The sequence below is a fragment of the Thermorudis peleae genome (assembly GCF_000744775.1).
Classification (GTDB): domain Bacteria; phylum Chloroflexota; class Chloroflexia; order Thermomicrobiales; family Thermomicrobiaceae; genus Thermorudis; species Thermorudis peleae.
In genome coordinates this window covers 111,545-134,327 of sequence record NZ_JQMP01000004.1, presented here as the reverse complement: position 1 = coordinate 134,327, position 22,783 = coordinate 111,545, and the positions used below count along the sequence as shown (strand labels likewise).

Here is a 22,783-nt window from a genome sequence, read left to right as displayed (position 1 = left end):
AGGATGGAACCAATGGCGATCTCGCTGAAGCAGCCGGAACAGCTGCGACTGATGCGCGAAGCTGGCAAGATTGTCGCTGAGACGCTCCGCGTCCTCGAGGCTGCTGTCCGGCCCGGTATCACGACGGCTGAACTTGATGCCTTAGCTGAGCGGACGATCCGTCGCTACGGCGCCGTTCCGTCGTTTAAAGGCTACCGCGGCTTTCCGGCAAGCACCTGCATCTCCGTCAATGACGAGGTCGTCCACGGCATTCCTGGCCCGCGCGTGCTGCGCGACGGCGACATTGTCAGCATCGATATTGGCGCGCGCTACCGCGGCTACCATGGTGACGCGACCATTACCGTACCCGTTGGGGAAATCTCGCCGGAAGCTGCGCGGCTGATTGCCGTCTGCCGTGAGGCGTTAGCACGTGGCATCGAGCAAGCCCGCGCGGGACGGCGGCTGACCGATATCTCGGCAGTGATTCAACAGTACGTCGAAGCGCAGGGCTTTTCCGTCGTGCGTGATCTCTACGGCCACGGCATTGGCCGCGCGCTGCACGAGGAGCCGTTGCTGCCCCACTATGGCCCGCCAGGACAAGGCCCGTTGCTGCGCCCCGGTATGGTGCTGACCATTGAGCCGATGATTACCGCAGGACGGCCCGAAACGCGCGTGTTGCCCGATAACTGGACCATCGTGACAGCGGACGGTAGCCTCGCGGCCCAGTTCGAGCATACCGTCGCGATTACCGAGAATGGCCCGGAGATCCTGACCGAACTCTAATTGGCCGTTGCCCCGCGCAGAAACGCCTCGATCGCATCGGCATATGCACGCGCGAGTGCCTGCTGGATAGCCGGGTTGGTGGCGAGCGTTGCTTCCTCGGGGTTCGAGATGAAGAGCGGTTCACTGAGCGCTCCCGGCATCTGGCTCGGATTGACCAGCCCGGGCAGTTCCGGGCCGAGCAGGACGAGGTGGTTATAGCTTGCCGGGAGCACGCCGAAGGATTCGCCGCCAGTGAGGTCGCTGTCGTTCACTACTCCCCGATCATCGACGGGATAGCCGGCCTGGTGTAGCGCCGCGACAACGTGCTGCTGGACAAGCTGCGCGAACTGCAGGTTTTGGTCAGCGAACGGGCGGCTGGCGTCATAGATCGTTTCAGCGCCCCCAACCTCCGGGTCATCGAAGCTATTGAGGTGAATGCTCAGGAGCACGCGTGCCCCGCTGGCGTTTGCCCGGTCGATGCGGCGTTGGAGGTCGTGGAGCACGCCGTCGGGCGTGAGGGCATCGCCCTCGGCTGTCAGGTCGCTCGGCTGCAAGTCGGGCAGGGAATCGTCAGTGCGCGAGAGCGCGACGCGAAAGCCGTCGGCTTCGAGCATGGCCGCAGTTTGCAGCGCAATCGCGAGCGTGATTGTCTTCTCAGCGACCGGGCGACCGTCGGAGGTCACGCCGGTGGCGCCATCATCGACACCACCGTGACCTGGGTCGATGAAGGCGTCGACACCGGCATGACTCGACGGTGTGAGGGGGAAGGGAGTTGCGGCGGTGAGGGGAGGAGGGGGAGGGGTGACGGCGAGAAGGTGAGCGCTTGGTGTGCTGGCAGGCATCGCGGGAGCATCTGGTGTGCGCGGGGCAGGGGAGAGGCACGCGGGCAGACAGAGGAGCGCAACCATCCAGCAGATCCACCCCCAGGACGCCGGCCGTCGCATTGCTCCGCCCCCTTCCGTGACCGTCGCCCCACTGCTTCCACGATAGCCCTCTTCGGTAACCTCGATGTAACCGCGCTCCCCCGGTGTACGAAAGAATGATGGCCCGTGGAGGGGGGATTCCACGGGCCATCGAGGAGCCGTCGTTAGCGTGATGAGCAGCTTAGCGGATGCCAGCGCGCCGGCGGAGCTTCGCAGCCGTCCCGAGCGAGAGCAAGGCCAGGCCGGCAATCGTGAGCACCCAGAACGGGCTGCTGTCCTGCGCCTGACCGGTCTTCGGCAGCACCTGTGGCACCGGCGTGCCGGTCGCCGGGGAAGCTTGGCTCACCGTCGTTGGCGTGCTGACCGCCGGTGAGGCCTGGCTGACTGCCGGTGTGGTCGCCGTAGCCGTGATCGGCGATGGCTGCGAGACCGGCGTCGGCGTGCTCGTCGCCGTCGCGGTTGCCGTTGCCGTCGGTGTCGGCGTACCGACGATTGGCGATGCCTGGGAGACCGGCGGGATCACGATCACCGGCGGTGGCGCGCCTCCACCAGTCGGCGGCGGTGGCGGCGTCGTCGTGCGGGTGTTGGTGACGGCGTGGCTGCAGGCGGTGGCGTTGCCGCAGAGCTGGCTGACCGTGTAGGTGCCAGTGCCAGCGATCGACCAGGTGCCGGGTAGCGCGGTTGTCTCGATGATCGTCACCTGCGCGTTCGGGTTAGCGGGCAGGGTCACGGCTGGGCTGCAGTTCCAGGTTGCCCCGCTCTGCACTGAGCCAGAGCAGGTGACGGTCGTCGTGCCGTTGCTGGTCGTGACCTGGATCGTGACGCTGCCAACGGTCGGCGTACCGCTCCAGACCTTAGTGAGCGTCAAGATCGGCGCGCTCGGCGTGATCGGCACCGTCGGCGTTGGTGTGGCCGTGGGTGTTGGCGTCACCGGCGTTGGCGTGGGCGTCACCGGTGTCGGTGTCGCCGTCGGCGTCGCTGTTGGCGTCTCCGTCGGGGTTGCCGTTGGCGTCTCAGTCGGGGTTGCCGTCGGCGTGGCTGTTGGCGTCTCAGTTGGTGTCGCCGTCGGCGTCTCAGTCGGTGTCGCCGTCGGTGTCTCGGTTGGGGTTGCCGTCGGCGTCTCAGTCGGCGTCGCCGTCGGGGTCTCAGTTGGGGTTGCCGTCGGCGTCTCAGTCGGCGTCGCCGTCGGGGTTGCCGTTGGCGTCTGAGTTGGGGTGGCCGTTGGCGTGGCCGTTGGTGTCTCAGTTGGCGTGGCCGTTGGCGTCTCCGTCGGGGTCGCCGTTGCCGTTACCGTTGGCGTGGGTGTGCAGTGCTCATCTTCGTCATCGCACTTACAGCATGGCGTTGGGGTCGGTGTCTTCGTCGGGGTCGCGGTTGGGGTCGCCGTGTTGGTTGGCGTCGCCGTCGGTGTCTTGGTTGGCGTGGGTGTGGGGGCTGGATGACATTTTGGGCTGCTCAGATTGAACTGCCCGCTCCAGTCTTTGTAGATCTGCGCGGTGGCGTTCAGGAGCGTGTCCCCTGGTCCGGTTTGGACGATGTAGTGCGCGGTTCCGCCATTGGTAACTGTGTAGAGGTTTACCGTCTTTGTGCCAGCTTGCTGGAACGTGACAGTGATTGAGCCTGGTGCGTCGCTCGGAGTATCGATTTGATTGATGATGAAGTGCCAGAGCATGGTATCGGCTGACTGGCAGCCTGTGGTGCCGATTTGGCTTTGCTTGACAGGGATTGTCTGTAATGTTGATGTCTCTGAATTTGATGGTTCTGACTTTCCACTCGATGCAGCAACGGAAAAGGTGGGAAGATTCCCAAGAACCACCCCCAACGTAAGTAGTAGTGCAATCAAGAACTGGATTCCAACTATTGAGTGAGGCGGTCGTTTCCCGCGGAATAGTTTAGGCATGGCTATACTCCCCTTTCCCCTCCAGGGTGTGTTCGCGATGTGCTCGCCACCAGTCACAACAGTGCATGTCTATCCCCCTCCACGAAAACCACATGGCGCACCCGGCCTCGAGAGCGTTGGTCTCCGGCCGGGTGCGCCACTGGCTCAGCGCAGGCTCGGCGCCCACTGCTACTGCCTGCGCGTCATCGCCTCCGGATGGTCGGTTCCTGTGACCTTTGGGTGGGGTACCCCCCACCAATCGGCTAGTACGATTCTAACGGAACTGTCGGATCATAACCAGGCCCAGAAGTACTGGAAATAGTAAAAAACTTTGCACTATTTTTCCGGTTGCGATCCGCACCTACGTGCGCGTTCCTGTCCCCGCACCGCTTCCCGTCAATCTGCCTTAGAAAACGCGAGCAGCAGCTGACCCAACGAGGGGGAAACGCGACCAGGGCTTCGAGCAACGCCCTGCCCCAGCCGACGTTCCCATCGGTGGTACACTCGCCGCGAAAGGAGGAGACATGCCAGAACCAGCGACCGAGCCACCCGAGCAGCCGGTGTCGTCCCGGGTCGCGTTCCAGGGCCGGCTGATCCGTGTCCGGGTCGATCAGGTGCGCACGCCCGATGGACAGGAGCATACGCGCGAAGTTGCCGAGCACCCCGGTGCCGTTGCGATTCTGCCGGTGTTGCCGAGCGGACAACTCGTGCTCGTCCGGCAGTACCGCCATGCTGTCGGCCGGACGTTGCTTGAGGTGCCGGCTGGCACGCGTGAGCCCGGTGAATCGCCGTTAGCTACCGCACAGCGCGAGCTCTTCGAGGAGACGGGCTATCAGGCCGCGCGCTTTGAAGAACTTGCTCGCTTCTACGTCTCACCCGGCTGGGCCAACGAGGAATTGATCGTCTACCGAGCCATGGGTCTGCGGGCTGGCGCGGCCCGTCCAGCTGACGATGAGCGGATCGATGTGGTCATTGTCGATCCTGAGGCGTTGCCACGGCTCGTCCGCCAGCGCGAGATTGCCGACGCCAAGACGCTGGTCGCACTCGGCGTGCACTTCGGCGGTATCCCACGGTTGAACGGGGCGGGAAGCTGAGGCGCCGGCTGGCTGAGCAGCCAGCGGATGCGCTCGCAGTCCTGCATCGGCACACGCGTGCCGTGTGTCGCGCCTCGTGTCTATTGGCAGCCCGGGTGACAGCGGCGGGCAGACCGGGCTCGGCTGTTTGGGAGCGGACGCGCTTTTTGTCGATTGGCGCCCCTCGTGGCAGCGGGGCCGGGGCGAGCGTGCTGGAACATGCTACAGTTTCAGTGTATGGACACCGGGTTGACTGGCCCGCACGTACTAGGCGGACTAGGACTCTTGCCTTGTGTGTCTCAACCGTTTTCCTCATAGCAAATCCTGGTGATTGCGTCGATACTTGCCAATGAGCTTCTTGTTTTTCTGGTTGTCCGGTGTTATCCGGCGTTATCAGGGGGAAGGGGTTGGCATGGGGAGACGAGAAGCCCGTGGGGCGACCCGGGTGTTGATTGTTGATGACCACCCGTTGTTCCGGCGCGGGCTACGGCAGGTGCTGGCCCTTGCGCCGCAGTATCAGGTGGTTGCTGAGGCCTCGGCCGTCTACGAGGCGATCCATGCCACCGAGGTGCACCAGCCGGATATCGCGCTGGTGGATATCCATCTTCCCGGCGTTACCGGGATTGAGCTGGCGCGCTTGCTCCGGCGGCAGCGCCCACGGTTGGCTGTCGTGATGCTGTCCGCGCTGGAAGATCCGACCTGGCTCGTCGAGGCAGCGCGGGTTGGGGCAGCAGCCCATATCGCTAAGACGGCCCCGGTCGATGCGTTGCTGGCCACGCTTGAGCGGGTGGCCGCGGGCGAGCAGCCGTTGGCGCAAGCGCTCCTGGCCAACCCGGCGGTCGCGCGCCAGGTGTTGCGTGAGCTGCAGGCTGTTCCCGCCTGCGCCGCTGAACCGCTGACGATGCGCGAGATCGAAGTGCTCGATTGCATGGCGCAAGGCCTCTCCAATAAAGAGATTGCCGATGCGCTGTTCATCACCGAGCAGACGGTCAAGAACCACATCACGACGGTGCTCCGCAAGCTGCAGGCCAGCGATCGCCTGGAGGCGATCTTAAACGCGGCGCAACGCCGGCTCGTGCTGTTCCAGCCGCCAGCTGGTGAACCGGGCGTGTCGCTTTCGGCGTAGCGCCTCAGCGTAGCTCGCGGGCAGCGATGTCTCGCCGGTAGTGCATGCCGGGGAACTGGACACGCGCAACGGCAGCGTAGGCCAGCGCCCGTGCCTCGGCGATGGTGCGTCCACGAGCGGTGAGCGCGAGCACCCGGCCGCCAGCGGTGCGGAGCGTGCCGTCCGGGTCGCGGCGCGTGCCGGCGTGGAACGCGAGCACGCCTTCTGGGAGATCCGCTAACCCGCTGATCGGCTTGCCGGTCTCAGAGGGGCCGGGATAGCCGCCGGAGGCGAGGACAACGGTCACGGCCGCGCCGTCGTGCCACTGCGGCAACGGCTGATGGGCAAGCTCGCCCAGCGCTGCAGCTGCGAAGAGTGCGGCGGCGTCGCTCGCGAGCAACGGTAGCACCGCCTGTGCTTCTGGATCCCCGAGTCGACAGTTGAATTCCAGCACCTTCGGCCCGTCAGCCGTCATCATGAGCCCGGCGTAGAGGATGCCGCGGTAGCGGATGCCGCGCTGGGCGAGTTCGGCCAGCGTCGGCCGCATGATCCGCTCAAGGACGACCTGCTGCTGGGATGCATCGAGCCAGGGAACCGGGCTGTACGCGCCCATGCCACCGGTGTTCGGGCCGGTATCGTTGTCGCCGACGCGTTTGTAGTCGCAGGCCGGCAGCAGCGGGACGACGCTCTCGCCGTCGGTCAGCGCAAAGCAGGAGACTTCGCGACCTTCCAGGTATTCCTCAAGCAAGACTTCGCGTCCCGCCTCGCCAAGCCCGCCAGCCTCGAGCATCCAGCGCAGGGCCTGTTCAGCCTCAGCGCGACTGCCAGCCACAATCACGCCCTTGCCGGCAGCGAGGCCGCTGGCTTTGACCACGACTGGCGTCGGCCAGTCGGCCAGCGCCGCGAGCGCGTCAGCGAGCCGTGTGAAGCGTTGGGCCCGCGCCGTCGGCACGCCAGCTGCGGCCATCACCTCCTTGGCCCAGGCTTTACTGCTTTCAATGCGCGCACCGGCAGCATCTGGCCCCAGCGTTGGAATCCCGGCGGCGCGCAGCTGGTCAGCCAGGCCGCGCGCCAACGGCTCTTCCGGGCCGACGACGACGAGCTCGACGCGACGTTCCCGCGCGAGCGCTGTCAGCCCAGCGATGTCATTGGCCGGAACGGGCACATTCTCGCCGAGTTCGGCAGTGCCAGCGTTGCCGGGGGCGATCAGCAGGTCGGTGACGTGTGGCGAGTGGGCCAGTGCCCACGCAAGCGCGTGTTCGCGTCCGCCGCTTCCCACGACCAGTACGCGCATCGCGTCACTCCCATTCGATGGTCGCCGGGGGCTTGCTGGTAATGTCGTAGACCACGCGGTTAATCCCCGGCACTTCGTTGACGATCCGCTGGCTGATTCGCGCCAGGAGGTCGGCTGGCAGTCGAGCCCAATCAGCCGTCATGGCGTCGGTGCTCTGGACCGCGCGGATAGCACACAGGTTGGCGTAGGTGCGGAAATCGCCCATCACGCCGGTTGTCCGTACCGTCGGCAGGACGACGGCGAAGAACTGCCAGAGCTGGGAAGCGAGGCCTGCTGCCTCGATCTCCTGCCGGACAATGGCGTCGGCCTGGCGGGCCATGGCGACGGCCTCGGGGGTGACTTCGCCGATGACGCGCACGGCGAGGCCAGGGCCGGGGAACGGCTGGCGCTGGACGATCACCTCTGGAAGGCCAAGCGCTCGGCCGATGGCGCGCACTTCATCTTTGAAGAGCCAGCGCAGCGGCTCAAGCAACTCGAAGGCGAGGTCGGGGGGAAGCCCGCCGACGTTGTGGTGCGTCTTGATTTTCGCAGCGGTTTTGGAAACGGGGCCAGCGCTCTCGATCACGTCAGGGTAGAGCGTGCCCTGCGCGAGGAAGCGAAACGGCCCGTGCTCGCGCGCAACGGCCTCGAAAACGCGCACAAACTCCTCGCCGATAACTCGCCGCTTTTCTTCGGGGTCGACGACGCCGCGCAGCCGGGCGAAGAAGCGCTCGGCCGCGTTGACGACGACCAGCGGCATCTGGAAGTGCTCACGGAAGACCGTGACAACCGTCTCAGGCTCGCCAGCGCGGAGCAGGCCGGTATCGACGAACACGGGCGTGAGTTGCTCGCCGATTGCCCGGTGGATCAGCACGGCCGCGACGGCGCTGTCGACACCGCCGGAGAGCGCGAGCAGCACGCGCTCGGAGCCCACGCGCTCGCGGATCGCCGCCGTCGTCTGCTCGATGAACGAGCCTGGTGTCCACGTTGGGCGGCAGCCGCAGACGCGAAAGAGGAAGTTAGCGATGATCGCCTGGCCGTACTCGGTATGGGCAACTTCAGGGTGGAATTGCACGCCGATCAGCCCATCGTGCCCGCAGGCGGCATACGGGGCGTTGTCGCTGCGTGCCAGCGGCTCCCAGCCGGGTGGCAACGCGGTTACCTGGTCGCCATGGCTCATCCACACTGTCGAGCGTGCGGGCAGGCCGGCGAAGAGCGGGTGGTCGGCCACGACCTCGAGCGTGGCTGGTCCGTATTCGCGCGCGGCGGCTGGCGCGACCTGTCCGCCGAGCGCCTGGACGAGGAGTTGCAGGCCGTAGCAAATGCCGAGGACAGGGAGGCGACGCTCGAGGACCCAACGTGGCAGCTGTGGCGCACCGGGCTCGTAGACGCTTGCGGGTCCGCCCGAGAGGATCACGCCTTTCGGCTGCAGCGGTGCAACGTCTTCCCAGGCCACATCATGCGGCCAGAGTTCGGCGTAGACGTGGGCTTCGCGTACCCGGCGCACAATCAGCTGGCTGTACTGGGAGCCGTAGTCAAGTACGACCACCGCGTCGACACCAGTTGCCGGGCGACCCAGCGCGGCGGCGTTAGCGGTCTGCTCCATACGACGTGCTTGCTCCTTCATCATGTGCCTGTGCCGCGCGCCCTTGCGCAATGGCGCGCTGTCCTCCATTCTATCCCGCGGGGGCAGCGGCTGCTGCGCTCTGCATCGTGGATGGGGGATTGCGTGCGCCGGTTGCGACTCGGCGTGTTGATCTCAGGCACTGGACGGACGTTGCTCAATCTGTTGCGTCAGCAGCAGGCGGGGGCGTTGCCAGCCGAGGTCGTTGTCATCGTGAGCAGCCGAGCGGATGCGCCGGGGAACGCCTTTGCGGCGCAGTTTGGCGTTCCCCTGGTCGTCGTTGATGCGCGGCAGGTGAAGGGCTCGGCGTTCGCGGAGGCGGTCTACGCTGCGCTCGACCAGTATGCTGTCGATCTCGTGGTGATGGCTGGGTTTCTCAAGCGCTTGCCGGTGCGGCCGGCGTACGCTGGCCGGGTCATCAACATCCATCCCTCGCTGCTCCCGCTGTTTGGTGGCAAAGGGATGTACGGCGAGCGTGTGCACCAGGCCGTGCTCGAGGCTGGCGTCAAGGTCAGTGGATGCACGGTGCACTTCGTGACGGATGAACTCGACGCTGGGCCGATTATCTTGCAGGCGTGTGTCCCGGTGGAAGACGACGATACACCAGAGACATTAGGGGCCCGGGTCTTCGCCGAAGAATGCCGCCTCTACCCTGAGGCGATTCGGCTCTACGCTGCTGGCCGGTTGCGGATCGAGGGTCGGCGGGTGCGCATTCTGCCACCGGCTCCGGCTGATGAAAGGAGTGACCCTCGTGTCCTATCGGGAGATGCTTGATACGCCCTGCCTGGTCGTCTTCGACGATGTGCTGGAGCAGAACTTGACGGAGATGGCGAGCTATGCCCGGGCGCATGGCCTCGCCTTGCGCCCCCACATTAAGACGCACAAGACTGCTGAGATCACGCGCCGCCAGGCTGAGCTCGGCGCGGTTGGCCATACGTGCGCCAAGCTCGGTGAAGCGGAAGCGTTGGCTGATGCTGGCGTGCTGCATGACGTGTTGATCGCCTATGAGATTGTTGGCGAGGCGAAGATCCGTCGCCTGCTGAACCTGATGGAGCGCGTGCACGTGACCGTCGCCGTCGACAGCGTGGCCGTGGCCGAGCCGCTCTCGCGGGCGATGCAGGCGGCTGGCACGGTGCTGGATGTGCTGCTGGAGATTGACGCTGGCCTTGGCCGCGCGGGCGTGCTGCCCGGGGAGCCTGCCTTGCGCCTTGCCCGGGAAGTCGTGCAGATGCCGGGGCTCCGGCTGCGCGGGCTGATGACGCACGAAGGACATGCTGGCCGGGCCGCTGATACTGCTGAGCTCGAGCGGCTTGGGCGTGCCGCTGGTGAGGCGATGGTGGCGACGGCTGAGCTGCTGCGCCGGTCGGGTATTCCGGTTGAGGTGGTCAGTGTTGGTTCAACGCCGGCGGCCTTCGTGACCACCGCTGTCCCGGGGATCACGGAAATGCGCCCGGGCACGTACGTGTTCTACGACGCGGCGTCGTTCCGCTTCGGCCGGATCGGTCCGGAGCGCTGTGCCTTGCGCATCCTCACGACGGTGATCAGCCGGCCCGCGCCCGACCGTGCCATCCTCGATGCTGGCTCAAAGACGCTTGCCATGGATCCGCCACCGCCGGGGCGACACGGGCACGGCTACCTCGTCGAGTGCCCGGATGCCGTGATCACGCGGCTCAACGAAGAGCACGCCTTTGTGCAGCTGCCGCCGCACTGCCAGGGATTACAGGTTGGTGACCGCGTTGAAGTAATCCCCAACCACGTCTGCCCAGTGGTCAACCTGCAGGATGAGCTGTTCGTCGTGCGTGACGGCGACGTGGTGGCGACGTGGCGCGTGCTGGCGCGTGGCAAGGTGCGCTAAGCTTCGTCGGGGGCGATGATCGGCACTGTGTCCTCGCCCCGAAGCTCACGCCAGCATTCCGGGCAGAGCAGGACATACTCGACGTTGGGCATCCCGGCTTCAGCGCCAGAGACCGCGCGTGCCTGGCGCCGCGTGATCAGCTGGCCACAGAGGGTACAGGCGATCATATTGCGCCCACCGCCGAATTCGCGCTGGAGAATTGCCCGCTCGTCTTCCACCGTCATCACCCTTTCGTCGTTGCTCCGCTCTGCACTGGCTGGCTACACGCGTCGAGCACGGCCAGCAAGACTGTGTCGAGCAGGTGCGTGACCTCAGCAACCGCATGCATCAGCCGCGGGGCAGGAATCGGCGATTCGTCCGCGAGTTGTTCGAGGGCCCGCAACACGGGCTGGCGAAAGAGCAAGAACGCTTCGACCGCGTCGCTGACCGTGAGGCCGGCCGCGCGACTCAGCTCACCATACCGCCGGCCAATCGCCTGCGCTTGCGCGAGGAGCACGGTGCGCTGATCGCGCCGGGTGACGACCCGGAAGGTCAGCTCGACCAGCTGCCGGCCTAAGTGACGAAGTTCCTCCCGCTGCTCGGGCCGGTACGCGCTCAGCCATGGCCGCTCGCTGGCCGACTGGAGCACCTCAGTGCGATAGGCGACGATTGAGCGGTCAGCCAGCACCTTATGGCTGAGCCGGCCGCGGGGGCGCGCGCCGCTCCGCAGCATCGCGAGCACGTCGCTTTCGCGAAAGCGGCGATGCCCACCAGCGGTGCGGTAGACCGGCAGTTTGCCGCTATCACTCCACCGGCGCAACGTCGACTGCCCGACGCCGAGCAACCGGCTGGCTTCGTCGATGGTCAGCCAGCGTTCGCTGCTCGCTTGTCCTCCCGTGTTCCCCCGCATCGTCTGGCGCCCTTTCGCCTGACTCGCGCTGATGTGCAATTGTACGGCGAACGCGCAGTGCTGCGCTAGCGTGGGGGCACGGTCGCGAACGGGTACTCCCGCGCGGCAAGCGCGGCGAGCGCGCGGTCGCGTGCCTCGAGGATGCACACGGCCTCGGCTGAGCCGGGCTGCGCCAGCGGGGAGGCGCGCCACTCGGCTTCATCAAGCACGACGGGCACGCCGCCGGGAACCGCGACAATGTCGAGGTAGAGGTCACGCCAGGCCAGCTGGCCATCGCTGTAGACGGCCGGACACGACACGTTGATGTACCAGCCCTTGAACGTGTCGTCGGGCGCGAACACCGCAAAGGCGTTGATCGGCTCCACGACGGAGAAGTACTCTAGCAAGCGATCGCCGGGGGTAAACGTCAGCGGGCCAGTCGTGACCGCGCGCATCGTCCACTGCGCTGCGACGACGAGCCAGCCGGCGTGTCCGGGGACGACCGTGCCGGTGTAGCGCGCCGATTCCGTGCCGTCTGGCGCCAGTTTCACGACCGTGACCCGTTGGCCAGGCTGGGGCAAGGCGACCATCGCGCTTACTCCGCCAGGCGCTGGACAAGGTCGAGGATCTCCGTCTTCTTTGCCTCGAGCAACTCGCGCGTCGTCGCCTCGATATTGATGCGGAGCAACGGCTGGGTGTTGGACGGCCGGGCGTTGAACCACCAGTCGGGGTAGTTCACCGTGAGGCCGTCCAGGTGGTCGATCTCCCCATCGGCAAAGTGTTCCTCGAGCCCGCCGAGCACGCGCGGGATGTCGCGCACGGTCACGTTGATCTCGCCCGAGCGGACATAGCGGTCGATCGGCCGGATCGCCGCTGACACCGTGACCCCTTCACGCGAGAGCAGCTCGAGCACGGTCAGCGCTGCGATGATGCCGGAGTCCGCGTACCAGTTATCGCGGAAATAGAAGTGACCGGAGTGCTCGCCGCCGAAAATCGCGTCGTGCTGGCGCATCAGCGCCTTGATGAAGGAGTGGCCGACGCGGGAGCGGATGGGCACACCGCCCTCAGCGCGGATGGTTTCGGGCACGGCCCGCGAGCAGATCAGGTTGTAGACGATCGCTGCGCCAGGATGCTTGCGCAGGAGGGCTTTGGCGACGAGCGCGGTGACCATGTCGCCGCCGACGAAGTGGCCGTGTTCGTCGAGGATGAACATTCGGTCAGCATCGCCATCGAAGGCGATACCGAGGTCAGCCCGCTCGGCGACGACGGCGCGCTGCAAGTCCTTGATGTTTTCCGGCTCGATCGGGTTCGGCACGTGGTTCGGGAAGCGGCCGTCCAGCTCAAAGTAGAGCGGCACGACCGTCACCGGCAGCTGGCCGAAGACGGCCGGAGCTACCAGCCCGCCCATGCCGTTGCCCGCGTCGATCACAATCTTCATCGGCCGGATCACCGATCGATCGATGAGCGAGAGGACGTGAGCGGCGAAGTCGGCCAGGATGTCACGCTGTTCGAGTGTGCCGCGGCGTGGCGGATCAGGAAACTGGTTGGCGAGCACGAGGTCGCGAATCTCGCCGATGCCCTGGTCCATGCTCAACGCTTGCGCCTCAGCACGGCAGAGCTTGAAGCCGTTGTACTCCGGCGGGTTGTGCGAGGCGGTGACCATAATGCCGCCGTCAAAGCCGTACTTGCCGACGGCGAAGTAGAGGCCGTCAGTGCTGATGAGCCCGATGTCGGTGACGTCGGCGCCCTGGTCGCGCAACCCCTCAATGAGCGAAGCGGCGAGGACTGGGGAGGAGACGCGCATGTCGCGCCCCACGACAACATGGCGCGGCTGGAGGTAGACCACGAACGCGCGGCCAATCCGGTAGGCGAGTTCTGGCGTGAGCTCGTCCGGGAAGATCCCGCGGACGTCATAGGCTTTGAAGACGTCGGCGATCTGCTGGCTCATGGTGTACTCCTTCCTCTCTCCCCCGTATGTCGTTGCAACGGCAACGCAGCCTGACCTGGGCAGTGCGAGCCTAGACGGGGTTTGGATCAGGCAAGAACGTGGTCTCGAGCCCGAAGTGCTTGGCGAGTTCGGCGCTGAGCGCTTGCACGCCGAGCCGTTCGGTGGCCTCGTGGCCGGCGGCGATCAACGTGATGCCGAGTTCGCGAGCCAGGGCCATGCTCGGTTCACGGGCTTCGCCGGTCAACAGTGCCGCGCAGCCGCGTGCGGCAGCCTCGGGCAGGGTGTGCGCGCCAGCGCCACTGACAATGGCGAGCCGCTCGATCGGTTCAGGCCCGCCGGGGAGCACGAGCGGCTCGCGCCCGGTCACGTCCCGCACGCGAGCAACGAGGCTGGCGAGCGATGGCGGCGTCGCTGCCTGGGCGATGCACCCGATCGGCATGCCGCCGATTTCGGCGAACGGCTCAACCGGCTGCAGCCCGAGCGCGTGCGCGAGCTGGGCGTTGTTGCCGAGCTCAGGGTGGGCATCGAGTGGCAAATGGTAGGCGATCAGCACAAGGTCGTGTCGCAGCAGCAGGGCGAGGCGCTGGCGCAGGACGCCGCTGATCGGCCCGGCGCGTTCGCCCCAGAAGAGGCCGTGGTGGACAAGCAACGTGTCGGCCCCCCAGGCAATCGCCTGCTCGATCACCCGCTGGCTGACGCTGACAGCGCAGGCCAGGCGTTGCGTTGTCCCGCGGCCCTCGACCTGGAGCCCGTTGAGCGCACTGTCGCGAAAGCGCGCGCTTGCCAGCAGCTGGTCGCAAAAGGCCACCAGTTCAGCGATCTGCATTCCGATCCCCTCGTTCACGCCCCGTCGGCATCCTGCAGGCAGTATACTGCGACCAGAGGGGCGTGTTGCCCAAGGAGGGAGCATGATCGCCGAAACGCCGATGGTGCTCAGCCTGCCGCCGGACGCGCTGGTGGACCTGCACCTGCATACCCGTGAAAGTGACGGGGGGTGGACGCCAGAGGCGCTCGTTACCCACCTTGCTGACCGCGGCTTTCGCGTCGTGGCGGTCTGCGACCACGACACCATGCGGGCCGTGCCGCGGGTGCGCGCGCTCGCTGAGCAGCGTGGGATGGTCGTCGTGCCCGGCATTGAGGTAACGACGTGGTGGGGCGACCGTGAGTGCCACGTGCTCGTCTATGGCATCGATCTCACCTCGCCGCGTGGCCAGCGCTTTGTGGCGTTCCTCGAGCGCCTGGAGCGGCAGTTGCGGGAGGCTGCCGAGCGCGGGATTGCCGTCCTGACGGCACACGGCTATGCCCTGCCCTCGCTGGAGGCCGTTGTCGATGGACGCCCGCTCCGGCCGGTGCACGTGCTACAGGCGGCGATCCGCGATGGGCATGCGACCAACCTGGCGACCGCGCATGAGCTGACCAAACGCTATGGCGAGCCGATGCGGGTGGGCGTGCCGATTGAGGAGGCGGTGGCGATTGCGCACGAAGCTGGCGGGCTCTGCGTGCTTGCCCATCCGGGACGGGCTGACATCGGCGGGCCGTTCAGCCTTGAGCAACTGGCGGCGCTGCTCGACGCCGTGCCGCTGGATGGCATCGAGGCGCACTACCGCAGTCACACGGATGAGCAGGTGCGGCAGTATCGCATGTTCGCCACGGCGCGCGGGTTGCTCGTGAGCGCGGGGTCAGATTCGCATGCGCCCGGCGTGCCGGTTGATCCCCTGCCGTACCAGGCGCGCTGGATTGCGACGTTGCTCGGGCGCCTTGGCATTGGCGTTGAGCAGTATGGTGGCCCGTCCTGGGAACCAGCTGCCTCTGCGGTGACCCCTGAGCGCGTCGTCGCGTAGGCAGGCGCGCAACCCGCAATTGCCGTGTGATGCAGCACCGCGGACGCGCACCGCTGACGCCCATGACATCGGTGGACGGCGCGTGAGGGTCTCGTCGGCGAGATGGGGGACGGGACAGGTGATGCCGCGAAGGCCGACGCGGACACCAGGCGTGATCACGGCGCACACCGGCGTGCTGGGCAGCAACGGGGATCGGTGGTCAGCCAACCCGGCGGCCTGACAGGGGGCACGGCCATGGGGCCTGACCGGCGAGTTGCCGATCCAGCCGCCGCCAGAAGCAGAGCCGCCGCGTCCATGGCCATGCTGGGCACAACCGGCGGCCGCGAACTGCTGCCACGTGGCCCCGGTGGTGGGGAGGGTTGCGTGCGTCGGTGGTGATCGGCTATACTGCCCAGTGTGCACGCCTGGGCCCACGTAGCTCAGGAGGCAGAGCACAATCTTGGTAAGATTGAGGTCCCGGGTTCGAGTCCCGGCGTGGGCTCCAGAAGCCGGTGTAGCTCAGCGGTAGAGCAGCTGTTTCGTAAACAGCAGGTCAAGGGTTCGAATCCCTTCACCGGCTCCCCGAAAACCCGCAGCAGGACGCGGAACCAAGCAACAGATTGGCTTCCGCTGCGTGTCGCTCACGCCGCGTGTCCTGCAACCATGCTGCAATGCGCACGGCGGCCAGGTGGCCTTCGGTTGCAGCGGCTGGCATTTGGCATGCTGCGGCCTGTGCGGAGTGAGCTGCTTCCGCGTTTGACTGGCAAACGGACTGGCAATCGCTGGCAATGACCTCTGGCCCTAGCAGCCGTCACGGGAGGAGGGCGTGTCCCTGCGCCCACTCCCGCGCTGCCCAGGCTTCTGCGAGATGGCAGCAGTGGACATTCCATGGTGCAGGTTGGTCGTTCGCCCACTTCAGCATGGCCCGATCAAATACCTGAGCGGAGTTGCTGATGACATTGCTGAGTTACTTACAGCTATTGTCGGTCGAAAGACTGATTTTTGGTCGAAATAGTGATCTTGGCATTGCGGAAAGCATCCCGAATCTGCTTGGCGAGCTGACCTGGCACGGTCACGACGGTGCCGTCTGGCATGGTGATGATGACCGTGCGGCTCCAGTAGTCGGCCGAGTCGGTATAATAGCCGACAGTTATCAGCTCGAAATCCATCACCCACTTTCGCCAACGCCTGACATACTCCTGGTGCTCGGCGAAATGCTTCATCTTCGTGCGGGGTGTCCATCGCCAGATCCGGGTACTTGTGCATGACCGGGTGAGCGAAGCCATTGACATGCTCCTTCCTGTGTCTTACCACTTGCTGCACAAGTATCCCCATGAAGTGAGAAGAAAGGGGTTCCCGTCCAACTGCCGCATTTGCTTTCGCGTGTCTCTGCTGATGAAGCCTCGTTATCACGCGTACAGGATCCTGACCGTTATGCATTTGGCACAGCGGTTGGGTCTGGCGAGGTTGCCAGGTCGGGCCACGTGTAACCCTGCATGCAGCAAATTGTTGACATAACGGATTGCCCTCCTTTGTTCGCGCGTGGTCCAGCGCGGAAACCGGCCGCAATCCGGCTACTCATGTCTTGGCCTTGAACAGGCATGAGCTCGCGGTTTAGCTGCGCGAGACACTTCGAGCATGCCTATGTGCTGCTTGAGGTCAGCACTGCCTGGAGAGAATGGGTATGGGTGCAGAAGTATCTGCCAGTTCAATGGCTTTCATAGCCATGCATGTGCGGAGCGTTTCGCTATCCTTGTCAAGTACCGGACACGGTCGCGTATGCGGCCGCAGTAGGCGTGTTCGTCAAGGAGATGCAGGGTCTCAGATGCCGGCTCTTTTCGTCGCGGGGTACCTTGCTGCGGTAGTGGCCGCAAATCTCTCCGCTGCATTCGTGGCTGCGCGGGTGCCGCTGCGCTGGTTTGCGGTATTCGACTTCCTCATCTGTTTTATCTTCATCGCGGTCGACCTTGTGGTCCGCGACACGTTGCACGAGCACTGGGAAGGGCGAGGACTCTGGTTACGGATGCTGGGGCTGATTGGCACGGGTAGCGTGCTTTCGGCGCTGGTCAACGGTGCGGCGAGCCGGATTGCGTTGGCATCGTTCTGCGCATTCCTGGCGGCCGGCTTGACTGACACCTTGGTCTACCATCTCGCGCGGCGATTTCCGCGCTTCACCAGAGTCAACACGTCGAACCTTGCCTCAGCGTTCGCTGACTCGCTGGTTTGGCCCCTGGTAGCCTTTGGGTCGCTGCAGGTCGGGCTGACAGCGGTGGAATTCGCCGCCAAAGTGCTGGGAGGGGCGGCATGGGCTGCGCTGTTGCTGCGCACGGTGTGGCGTGAGCAGGCGTGGGATGCAGGGCCGGTCGATTAGTAGTGATGCCAGCGGGCTCAAGCGGTGCCAAAGATGTCAGGATAGGCTTGCATCTGGGCAAGCAGATCCTGGTCGTACCGAAGCACGACCACGCGGTAGCCTGCCGCGAGGAGGATGCGCCGGGTTCGCTCGCCAAGATGTCGCTGGTCAGGCTGATCGTGCACCGGGCCGTCAAGGAAGACGAGCACGTTCGGCTGGTAGAAGAAGTCAGCGCGGCACCGTGGCGTCTCGATGAGTCGCTGCGCGTCGTCTGGCAGACGCAAGCGGTGTTGCCAGAGGATATCAAGGAATTGCCGTTCGAGTGACGACTCACAGCGTGTTTGGAGCCAGGCATAGTGGGCAGCAGCGTCCCGGGAGCCGACCCGAAGGCGCGTCTCGGCGCGGACGAGCTGTTCAAGCAGTGGACGCACGGCGAAGCGGTCGAGCAAGGCGAAATCGCGGGCGTTGGTATAACTCAGCAAGCATTCGGCGCATGCGCTGGTGCAGGTGGGCTTTTCAGTCTCAGGTGCGAAATGGCAGAGGCGCAAAGCTTCGCGGGCGACTTCGGCCAGCGCGTCTGAATCCTCGAGGATGCGCCGTAGGACACCAAGGCCACCTTCGGTTTCCTCAATAAAGAGCAGAGCGTGGTACTCGTCTTGGCCGACCTCGACGACTCCCAACTCGCGTTCCTCGAGTTGGAATGTTGCACCGATGCCGCGCTGTAAGGCCGCCCGCAGGGAGGCACGCAGTTTCGCATCGCGGCGGAGTTCTGGGTCAAGGTGGAAGACGAAGAGTAGGTTGCGCGTCTCCTGCACGCCCAGGGCGAGGCGCTGCCAGTTGCTCGTTGTGGCCGGTGACCTAGAGGACTGAGTAAATTTCTCGTCGTCCATCTTGACTTCTCCGCTGGCCAGGTCGATCTGGAAGCCGAACGCGCCGCTTGCCCGCCAGCCCATATTGAGTGTGAGCAAGGTTGCCGATGGGGCGTAGCGAAGCCGCAGCAGCGGTTGGCCATCGACCAGCACGTCGGCCTCAATCGGGCTATCTGGCCCATTCGGTGCAGTCCGGTAGGCTATCTTGCGAACATAGCTCCGCAATTGCCGCTCTTCCTCGTTACAGGTGATGCGCTCGTCGCGCTCGAGGCAGACGTTCGGCATCTCGAGGAAGGACAGCAATTCGAAGGCAGCCCCACTCAGTTCTTGGCCGCAGCCGGGACAGAGGTCGTCGGTTGGCTCGGCAAAGCTCTCGCACCGTAGACAGCGCTTGCGGGTGACCACCCGAGACTGCAGTTCACCCGTGGGAGCGATGAACCGGCTAAACCGCCACTTACTCCCTTCGTGATAGACAATGTTCCCTGGTGCGAACTCTGTCACGGCTAAGAAGCGTGGCCGGGCAATGTACTCGCCGTCGCCCCGAGGCACCCAGGCGCGCACCGGTAGAGCAGGGAAGTTATAGCCGGGCAAGAACCCTTCAGTGGCGAGGTAGCGATAGGGGTAAAAGTCGCTCTCCTCGCGGGCAACATTTTGCTGAAGGAGGAGGTTCCGTTGCCGTAACGCTTCGTCTTGGAGACGTCGTGCTTCATCCTGTTCGGTTTGGCCCCGGGCGACGCTCAAGCGCTTATGGGCCTCATCGAGTTGTTCCGTTGCGGCCCGAAAGAGTTCGCGCCAGCGGCCAAAGGCGCGGTCGAAGCGCTGCGGCGCCTCCTCGACCAGTTGCTCGAGCCAGCGCTGGTTGAACCAGCCGTGCTGTCCGAGCAGTTCCTTGTCGCTGGGGCCAAAGATGCGGTCGAGCCGACGGAGCAGTCGCTCGCGTTGCGCTGGCCTGAGCACCAGGTGAGCGCGAATCAGTTCACGCAGTGGCAGCTCAGGGCGGTGCTCGGTGTCAATCACCGTCTCGATCGACTCGTGGAGCGCCAGACCCGATTCTGAAAGCCACTCAGCGAGCACATGCGACTGCAGAAGAGCTTCGTTGGCCAGATCAATGCGCGGAGCACGGACAGCGCCTGCGACCATCTCGTCACGGTGGCGGAAGAAGTATTGGTCGTGCTGGTTCCAGGCGCCGCAGAATGTGAGGATGAGGCCTGGTTGCCCTTGCCGACCGGCCCGGCCGCTGCGCTGAGCGTAATTAGCTGGAGTAGGCGGCACGTTGCGCAGGTGGACGAAGTCGAGGTCGGCGATGTCGACGCCGAGTTCCATCGTCGGTGAGCAGACCAGGTAAGGGAGACGACGCCCGAGGGTTGGGTCGGTGCGGTCTTCTTCGGCCCAACGGAAGCGCCGTTCCCGGCGGACACGTTCGCCGGACGCAACGACCTGGGCGGTATGCTCGCGGGCTTCAAGCGCGCCGAGTTCCCTGGCCGCATCCTGGTAGAACTGCCGGAAGAAGCGGTTTGATCGACGCTCAGCTGAGCTTGGCTGAGGCTGGGCAAGCGGGTCGAGCACTGGAGTGCCGTCACCACACTTCCAGCAAAGTGCGCTCGGTTGGAGTTGGTACGCTACCTTCTTTCCGGTACTGTCAGCGATGGGTGTGGCCCTGAGCAGGCCATAGGAGGCAAGGCGTTGGAGGATCTGGGGCATGGCGCTCTCGTACGCTTTTGCGTCGAGCCTCAGCTCACGGCAGAAAAAGCGACCAAGCGCCGTGCGTGGCGAGAGGCTGCGTGCGCCTTCATCGTCGTTTGTCGGGGCTGGCCAGATGAATCGGGTAGCCCGGCGCAGGCTTGCCTGGCTAGGATCAAGCCCCCAAAACTCGTTCAGTAGCTCGATGGCCTGCTTGCGCAGCCGGCGCTGGGCCGCCTCGTCATTGAGCAGCGGTGTGGCAATTGCTAGCTGTCGGCGCAGGTAGTCAAGAAGCACGCGGAGCAGCTGGTAACGGCGCTCGGGGGAGACAGTGGCGAGTGGCGTGTCGGCCCACTCCGTGTCGTCTTCGGTCAACTCCTCGAGCCCGACATAGTCGATGTGCAGCAAGCCCACGTCCTCGAGGTTCGGCAGGGCCACTCGCCAGCCACGGTACAGGTCTTCATAGAGGCGGTACTCCGTCAGCTCGTAGAATGTTTCCCAGACCTGGTGCGCTTGCAACGACTTTGGGTTCAGTTGGCGCTCGCGGGCAATGTCGGCCAGCTCGAGTCCCATCTGCTTGACTGTTTCCGTGGCGACGGTATCGAAGTGCAGCGTGCCGTGTTCTTTCAGGGCGGCATAGAGCGCTGAGCGGAGCACGGCGACATGCACAAAGTCGTTGAAGTGCCCGGCCTGCAGCGAGGCGTCCTGCCGGCTGTCAGTGAAGGTGAGCAGCTTATCGCGACCGCCAAGGAAGCGGGCATGGCGGAGGAGAGAAACGGCAAGGACGGTTGTTGCCGAACTGCGCCCTTCACTGGCCAGGTAGCTCAGCTTTTGGTACTCGCTTTCGCGCCGGCCATACCACGTGCCGCAGGACTGGCAGATCCAGAACCGTTCGCGTTGGAGCCATGCCGCCTGCGCTCCATCGACTTCCCCTTCGACCAATCGCCCATCAGGGAAGATCCAGACAGGGACGGGCGCCCGGTCGCGCCAGGTCGGACGCAGCCGCCCGTCGGCGTCGCGCCACTCGTCGGGAAGATCAGCGTTGCTCCATGTGGGAACCGCTTCAGCCAGGGCGAGGTAGCCGAGTACGGCTTCGCCGTCGTCGAGCTGCGTCGCCGGGGGATACGGCACGACGCAGTCATTCCGAACGGCCACCCGGTAGTACTCTTGCCCACAGACACGGCAGAAGCAGAGAGGAAAGAAGGGCCGCTCACCACCAACGTGCAATTCAGTCGAAAAGCTCCGCGAGTTCGCTGGTTCAAGCGTGGCGAAGAGCGCATGACTCTGCGCGATGAACTGATGGAGCTTCAGGGCGAAAAGCGGCTGGCCGACTGGAGGAAGCGGCTGACTGGCAGCTTCGAGCACCTGTCGGAGACGTTCGGCGCACGTGGTCGGGGGACAGCCGGTGAGTTCGGCTAATTCGGCAGCCACAGCGGCCAGCGAGCGCGGGATGCGGCGGCGCAGGCTGCCGTCAGGTTCGGGGCTGACGCCGAGCGCATACTCGAGCCAGCGTGTCAACGGGTGGCGGCGCAGTGCCTCGCGTTCGGTTGGCAGTGGGCTCTCGAGCGCTGCGGCCAGCTCAGTGGGCGTCGGCAGGCCTCCGTCGGTAGCGGGCACGAGTGTCTCTTCGATGATATCTGCTGGAGTAAAGGGGTGGCCGAAGAACCGGGAGGCGAAGTCGGCGACGACCTCCCGGCGTTCCGCAGCCGTTGCGTTGCGATGAGCGACGAGTGTGGCGCTGGTGCCGACGTGGATGACCTGGGGGCGCTCGAGTCGGGCCCGGAGCCGCCGGACGAGCAGGGCGACATCGGCCCCCTGGCGGCCGCGATAGGTATGGAGCTCGTCGAAGACTAGGAAGAAGGGAGCACGGGCATCGGGGCGGGGGTGGATGAATGGCTCGTCCTCAGGGCGGTCGAGCAAGAGTTCGGCCATGACGTAGTTGGTAAGGAGCAGGTGTGGCGGCTCGCGGCGGAGGCGCTCGCGCTCCTCGTTGGGGGTTTCGCCCGTGTAGCGAGCAAAACGCAGCGGGAATGGCTGGCCGGTGCGTGCCTCGTAGTGGCGCTTCAGCTCGCTGAGCGCTTGGTGCTGCGAGTTGACGAGCGCGTTCATTGGGTAGACAACGATGGCAATAGGGCCAGGCTCTTCAGGAAACCGGACGGCCGTATCGACGATCGGGACGAAATAGCAGTAGCTCTTCCCGGAGCCAGTCCCCGACGTGACGACGACGCTGCGGCCAGCCTGGATGGCTCGGATTGCGTGAACCTGGTGGGTGTAGAGGCGGATGGACTGGCCATCGGCCCGGCGGAAGACCTGGGCGGTTGTCGGATGCAGAATACCCTCTGCTGCCAACTCGTCGACGGTGGCGTCGCGGCGGTAGGTGGGCGAGAGTTGGATGAGCGGTTCTGGCCAGAGGTGCTGCTCGTCAAGGAGCAACCGGCGAATCTCTTCTTGAATCCGCGGATCACTGGCCACAACAAACGAGTGGATGAAGTCCTGGTAGTCCTGGAGGACACGCTGATGCACGGTAAAGATCGACACGAGCCGCTCTCCCTGCGTACAGACCGGACGGTGAAGCCAGCGCCTCGGCCTGAGCCAGCCTCAGCAGCATACGGGCTGACCAAAGGATAGCGCATACCGTCAACGAACGCGAGCGTACGAATGTCCTCCTCGCTGTTGTTGCTTCTGTTCCGCCAGGCAGCTGCACTGTGACAGATGACGTGATAACAGGCCAATGCAATTGCCGTGTGGCACTCTGTTTGTCGGGAAAGCGCACCA

General features: G+C 65.1%; 18 protein-coding genes, 2 tRNA genes and 1 riboswitch. Of the genes, 9 read left to right on the top strand and 11 right to left on the bottom strand.

All coding sequences use genetic code 11. The annotated features are described in order from the left end of the window. Positions 1 to 12 precede the first annotated feature (12 nt). A complete protein-coding gene (gene map / locus N675_RS10500; protein ID WP_038039870.1) occupies positions 13 to 762 on the top strand; it encodes a type I methionyl aminopeptidase in 750 nt (249 codons plus the stop codon). Here the strand turns inward: map and N675_RS10495 are convergent. Continuing rightward, a complete protein-coding gene (locus tag N675_RS10495; protein WP_038039869.1) occupies positions 759 to 1,685 on the bottom strand; it encodes an N-acetylmuramoyl-L-alanine amidase family protein in 927 nt (308 codons plus the stop codon). The genes map and N675_RS10495 overlap by 4 nt on opposite strands. Positions 1,686 to 1,845: 160 nt before the next feature. Then, on the bottom strand, positions 1,846 to 3,564 hold the full coding sequence (locus N675_RS14490; protein WP_197066295.1) for an LPXTG cell wall anchor domain-containing protein: 1,719 nt from the start codon (positions 3,562 to 3,564) through the stop codon (positions 1,846 to 1,848). Between the two features lie 117 nt (positions 3,565 to 3,681). Continuing rightward, a riboswitch (cyclic di-GMP riboswitch) is annotated at positions 3,682 to 3,766 on the bottom strand. A gap of 301 nt (positions 3,767 to 4,067) precedes the next feature. On the opposite strand from N675_RS14490, the gene N675_RS10470 reads away from it, so the two are divergent. Together N675_RS10470 and N675_RS10465 are read left to right on the top strand one after the other, a co-directional pair. Next, complete coding sequence (locus tag N675_RS10470; protein WP_038039865.1) at positions 4,068 to 4,637, top strand: NUDIX domain-containing protein; 570 nt, start codon at positions 4,068 to 4,070, stop codon at positions 4,635 to 4,637. A 391-nt stretch (positions 4,638 to 5,028) separates the two neighbouring features. Beyond that, on the top strand, positions 5,029 to 5,742 hold the full coding sequence (locus N675_RS10465) for a response regulator (protein WP_038039863.1): 714 nt from the start codon (positions 5,029 to 5,031) through the stop codon (positions 5,740 to 5,742). 4 nt (positions 5,743 to 5,746) lie between these two features. On the opposite strand, the gene purD is transcribed toward N675_RS10465, so the two are convergent. Then, the gene (purD, locus tag N675_RS10460; protein ID WP_038039862.1) at positions 5,747 to 7,015 is read right to left on the bottom strand and encodes a phosphoribosylamine--glycine ligase; all 1,269 of its coding nucleotides are present in this window, start codon (positions 7,013 to 7,015) and stop codon (positions 5,747 to 5,749) included. Between the two features lie 4 nt (positions 7,016 to 7,019). Further along, entirely contained in the window at positions 7,020 to 8,600 is a 1,581-nt protein-coding gene (guaA, locus tag N675_RS10455) for a glutamine-hydrolyzing GMP synthase (protein ID WP_051914634.1), read from the bottom strand. A 123-nt stretch (positions 8,601 to 8,723) separates the two neighbouring features. Here guaA and purN point away from each other — a divergent pair, with 123 nt between their 5' ends. Together purN and N675_RS10445 are read left to right on the top strand one after the other, a co-directional pair. After that, positions 8,724 to 9,392, top strand: a complete 669-nt coding sequence (gene purN / locus N675_RS10450) for a phosphoribosylglycinamide formyltransferase (protein ID WP_231578018.1) — start codon at positions 8,724 to 8,726, stop codon at positions 9,390 to 9,392. After that, positions 9,370 to 10,473 carry an alanine racemase gene (locus N675_RS10445; protein WP_231578017.1) on the top strand — a complete coding sequence of 368 codons (1,104 nt, stop codon included), beginning with the start codon at positions 9,370 to 9,372 and terminating at the stop codon, positions 10,471 to 10,473. The genes purN and N675_RS10445 overlap by 23 nt, the downstream gene beginning before the upstream one ends. On the opposite strand, the gene N675_RS10440 is transcribed toward N675_RS10445, so the two are convergent. From N675_RS10440 to N675_RS10420, 5 genes are all read right to left on the bottom strand, one after another. Next, complete coding sequence (locus N675_RS10440) at positions 10,470 to 10,697, bottom strand: hypothetical protein (RefSeq protein WP_038039858.1); 228 nt, start codon at positions 10,695 to 10,697, stop codon at positions 10,470 to 10,472. The genes N675_RS10445 and N675_RS10440 overlap by 4 nt on opposite strands. Then, positions 10,697 to 11,362 carry a helix-turn-helix domain-containing protein gene (locus N675_RS10435; RefSeq protein ID WP_051914632.1) on the bottom strand — a complete coding sequence of 222 codons (666 nt, stop codon included), beginning with the start codon at positions 11,360 to 11,362 and terminating at the stop codon, positions 10,697 to 10,699. The genes N675_RS10440 and N675_RS10435 overlap by 1 nt, the downstream gene beginning before the upstream one ends. 65 nt (positions 11,363 to 11,427) lie before the next feature. Further along, the gene (locus tag N675_RS10430; protein WP_038039856.1) at positions 11,428 to 11,931 is read right to left on the bottom strand and encodes a ribonuclease FAU-1 family protein; all 504 of its coding nucleotides are present in this window, start codon (positions 11,929 to 11,931) and stop codon (positions 11,428 to 11,430) included. 5 nt (positions 11,932 to 11,936) lie between these two features. Further along, the gene (locus N675_RS10425; RefSeq protein ID WP_038039855.1) at positions 11,937 to 13,289 is read right to left on the bottom strand and encodes a phosphomannomutase/phosphoglucomutase; all 1,353 of its coding nucleotides are present in this window, start codon (positions 13,287 to 13,289) and stop codon (positions 11,937 to 11,939) included. Positions 13,290 to 13,359: 70 nt separating this feature from the next. Next, positions 13,360 to 14,115 carry a Nif3-like dinuclear metal center hexameric protein gene (locus tag N675_RS10420; protein WP_038039854.1) on the bottom strand — a complete coding sequence of 252 codons (756 nt, stop codon included), beginning with the start codon at positions 14,113 to 14,115 and terminating at the stop codon, positions 13,360 to 13,362. A gap of 82 nt (positions 14,116 to 14,197) precedes the next feature. Here N675_RS10420 and N675_RS10415 point away from each other — a divergent pair, with 82 nt between their 5' ends. From N675_RS10415 to N675_RS10405, 3 genes are all read left to right on the top strand, one after another. Beyond that, the gene (locus N675_RS10415; RefSeq protein ID WP_051914631.1) at positions 14,198 to 15,130 is read left to right on the top strand and encodes a PHP domain-containing protein; all 933 of its coding nucleotides are present in this window, start codon (positions 14,198 to 14,200) and stop codon (positions 15,128 to 15,130) included. Between the two features lie 408 nt (positions 15,131 to 15,538). Beyond that, positions 15,539 to 15,614 (top strand) — tRNA-Thr (locus tag N675_RS10410). 3 nt (positions 15,615 to 15,617) lie between these two features. Then, a tRNA-Thr gene (locus N675_RS10405) sits at positions 15,618 to 15,689 on the top strand. A gap of 397 nt (positions 15,690 to 16,086) precedes the next feature. Here the strand turns inward: N675_RS10405 and N675_RS10395 are convergent. Beyond that, a complete protein-coding gene (locus N675_RS10395; protein WP_038039852.1) occupies positions 16,087 to 16,395 on the bottom strand; it encodes a hypothetical protein in 309 nt (102 codons plus the stop codon). A 539-nt stretch (positions 16,396 to 16,934) separates the two neighbouring features. On the opposite strand from N675_RS10395, the gene N675_RS10390 reads away from it, so the two are divergent. Beyond that, a complete protein-coding gene (locus N675_RS10390; protein WP_038039851.1) occupies positions 16,935 to 17,480 on the top strand; it encodes a VUT family protein in 546 nt (181 codons plus the stop codon). A 17-nt stretch (positions 17,481 to 17,497) separates the two neighbouring features. Here the strand turns inward: N675_RS10390 and N675_RS10385 are convergent, their stop codons facing one another. Beyond that, on the bottom strand, positions 17,498 to 22,546 hold the full coding sequence (locus N675_RS10385; protein ID WP_038039850.1) for a DEAD/DEAH box helicase: 5,049 nt from the start codon (positions 22,544 to 22,546) through the stop codon (positions 17,498 to 17,500). Positions 22,547 to 22,783 lie beyond the last annotated feature (237 nt).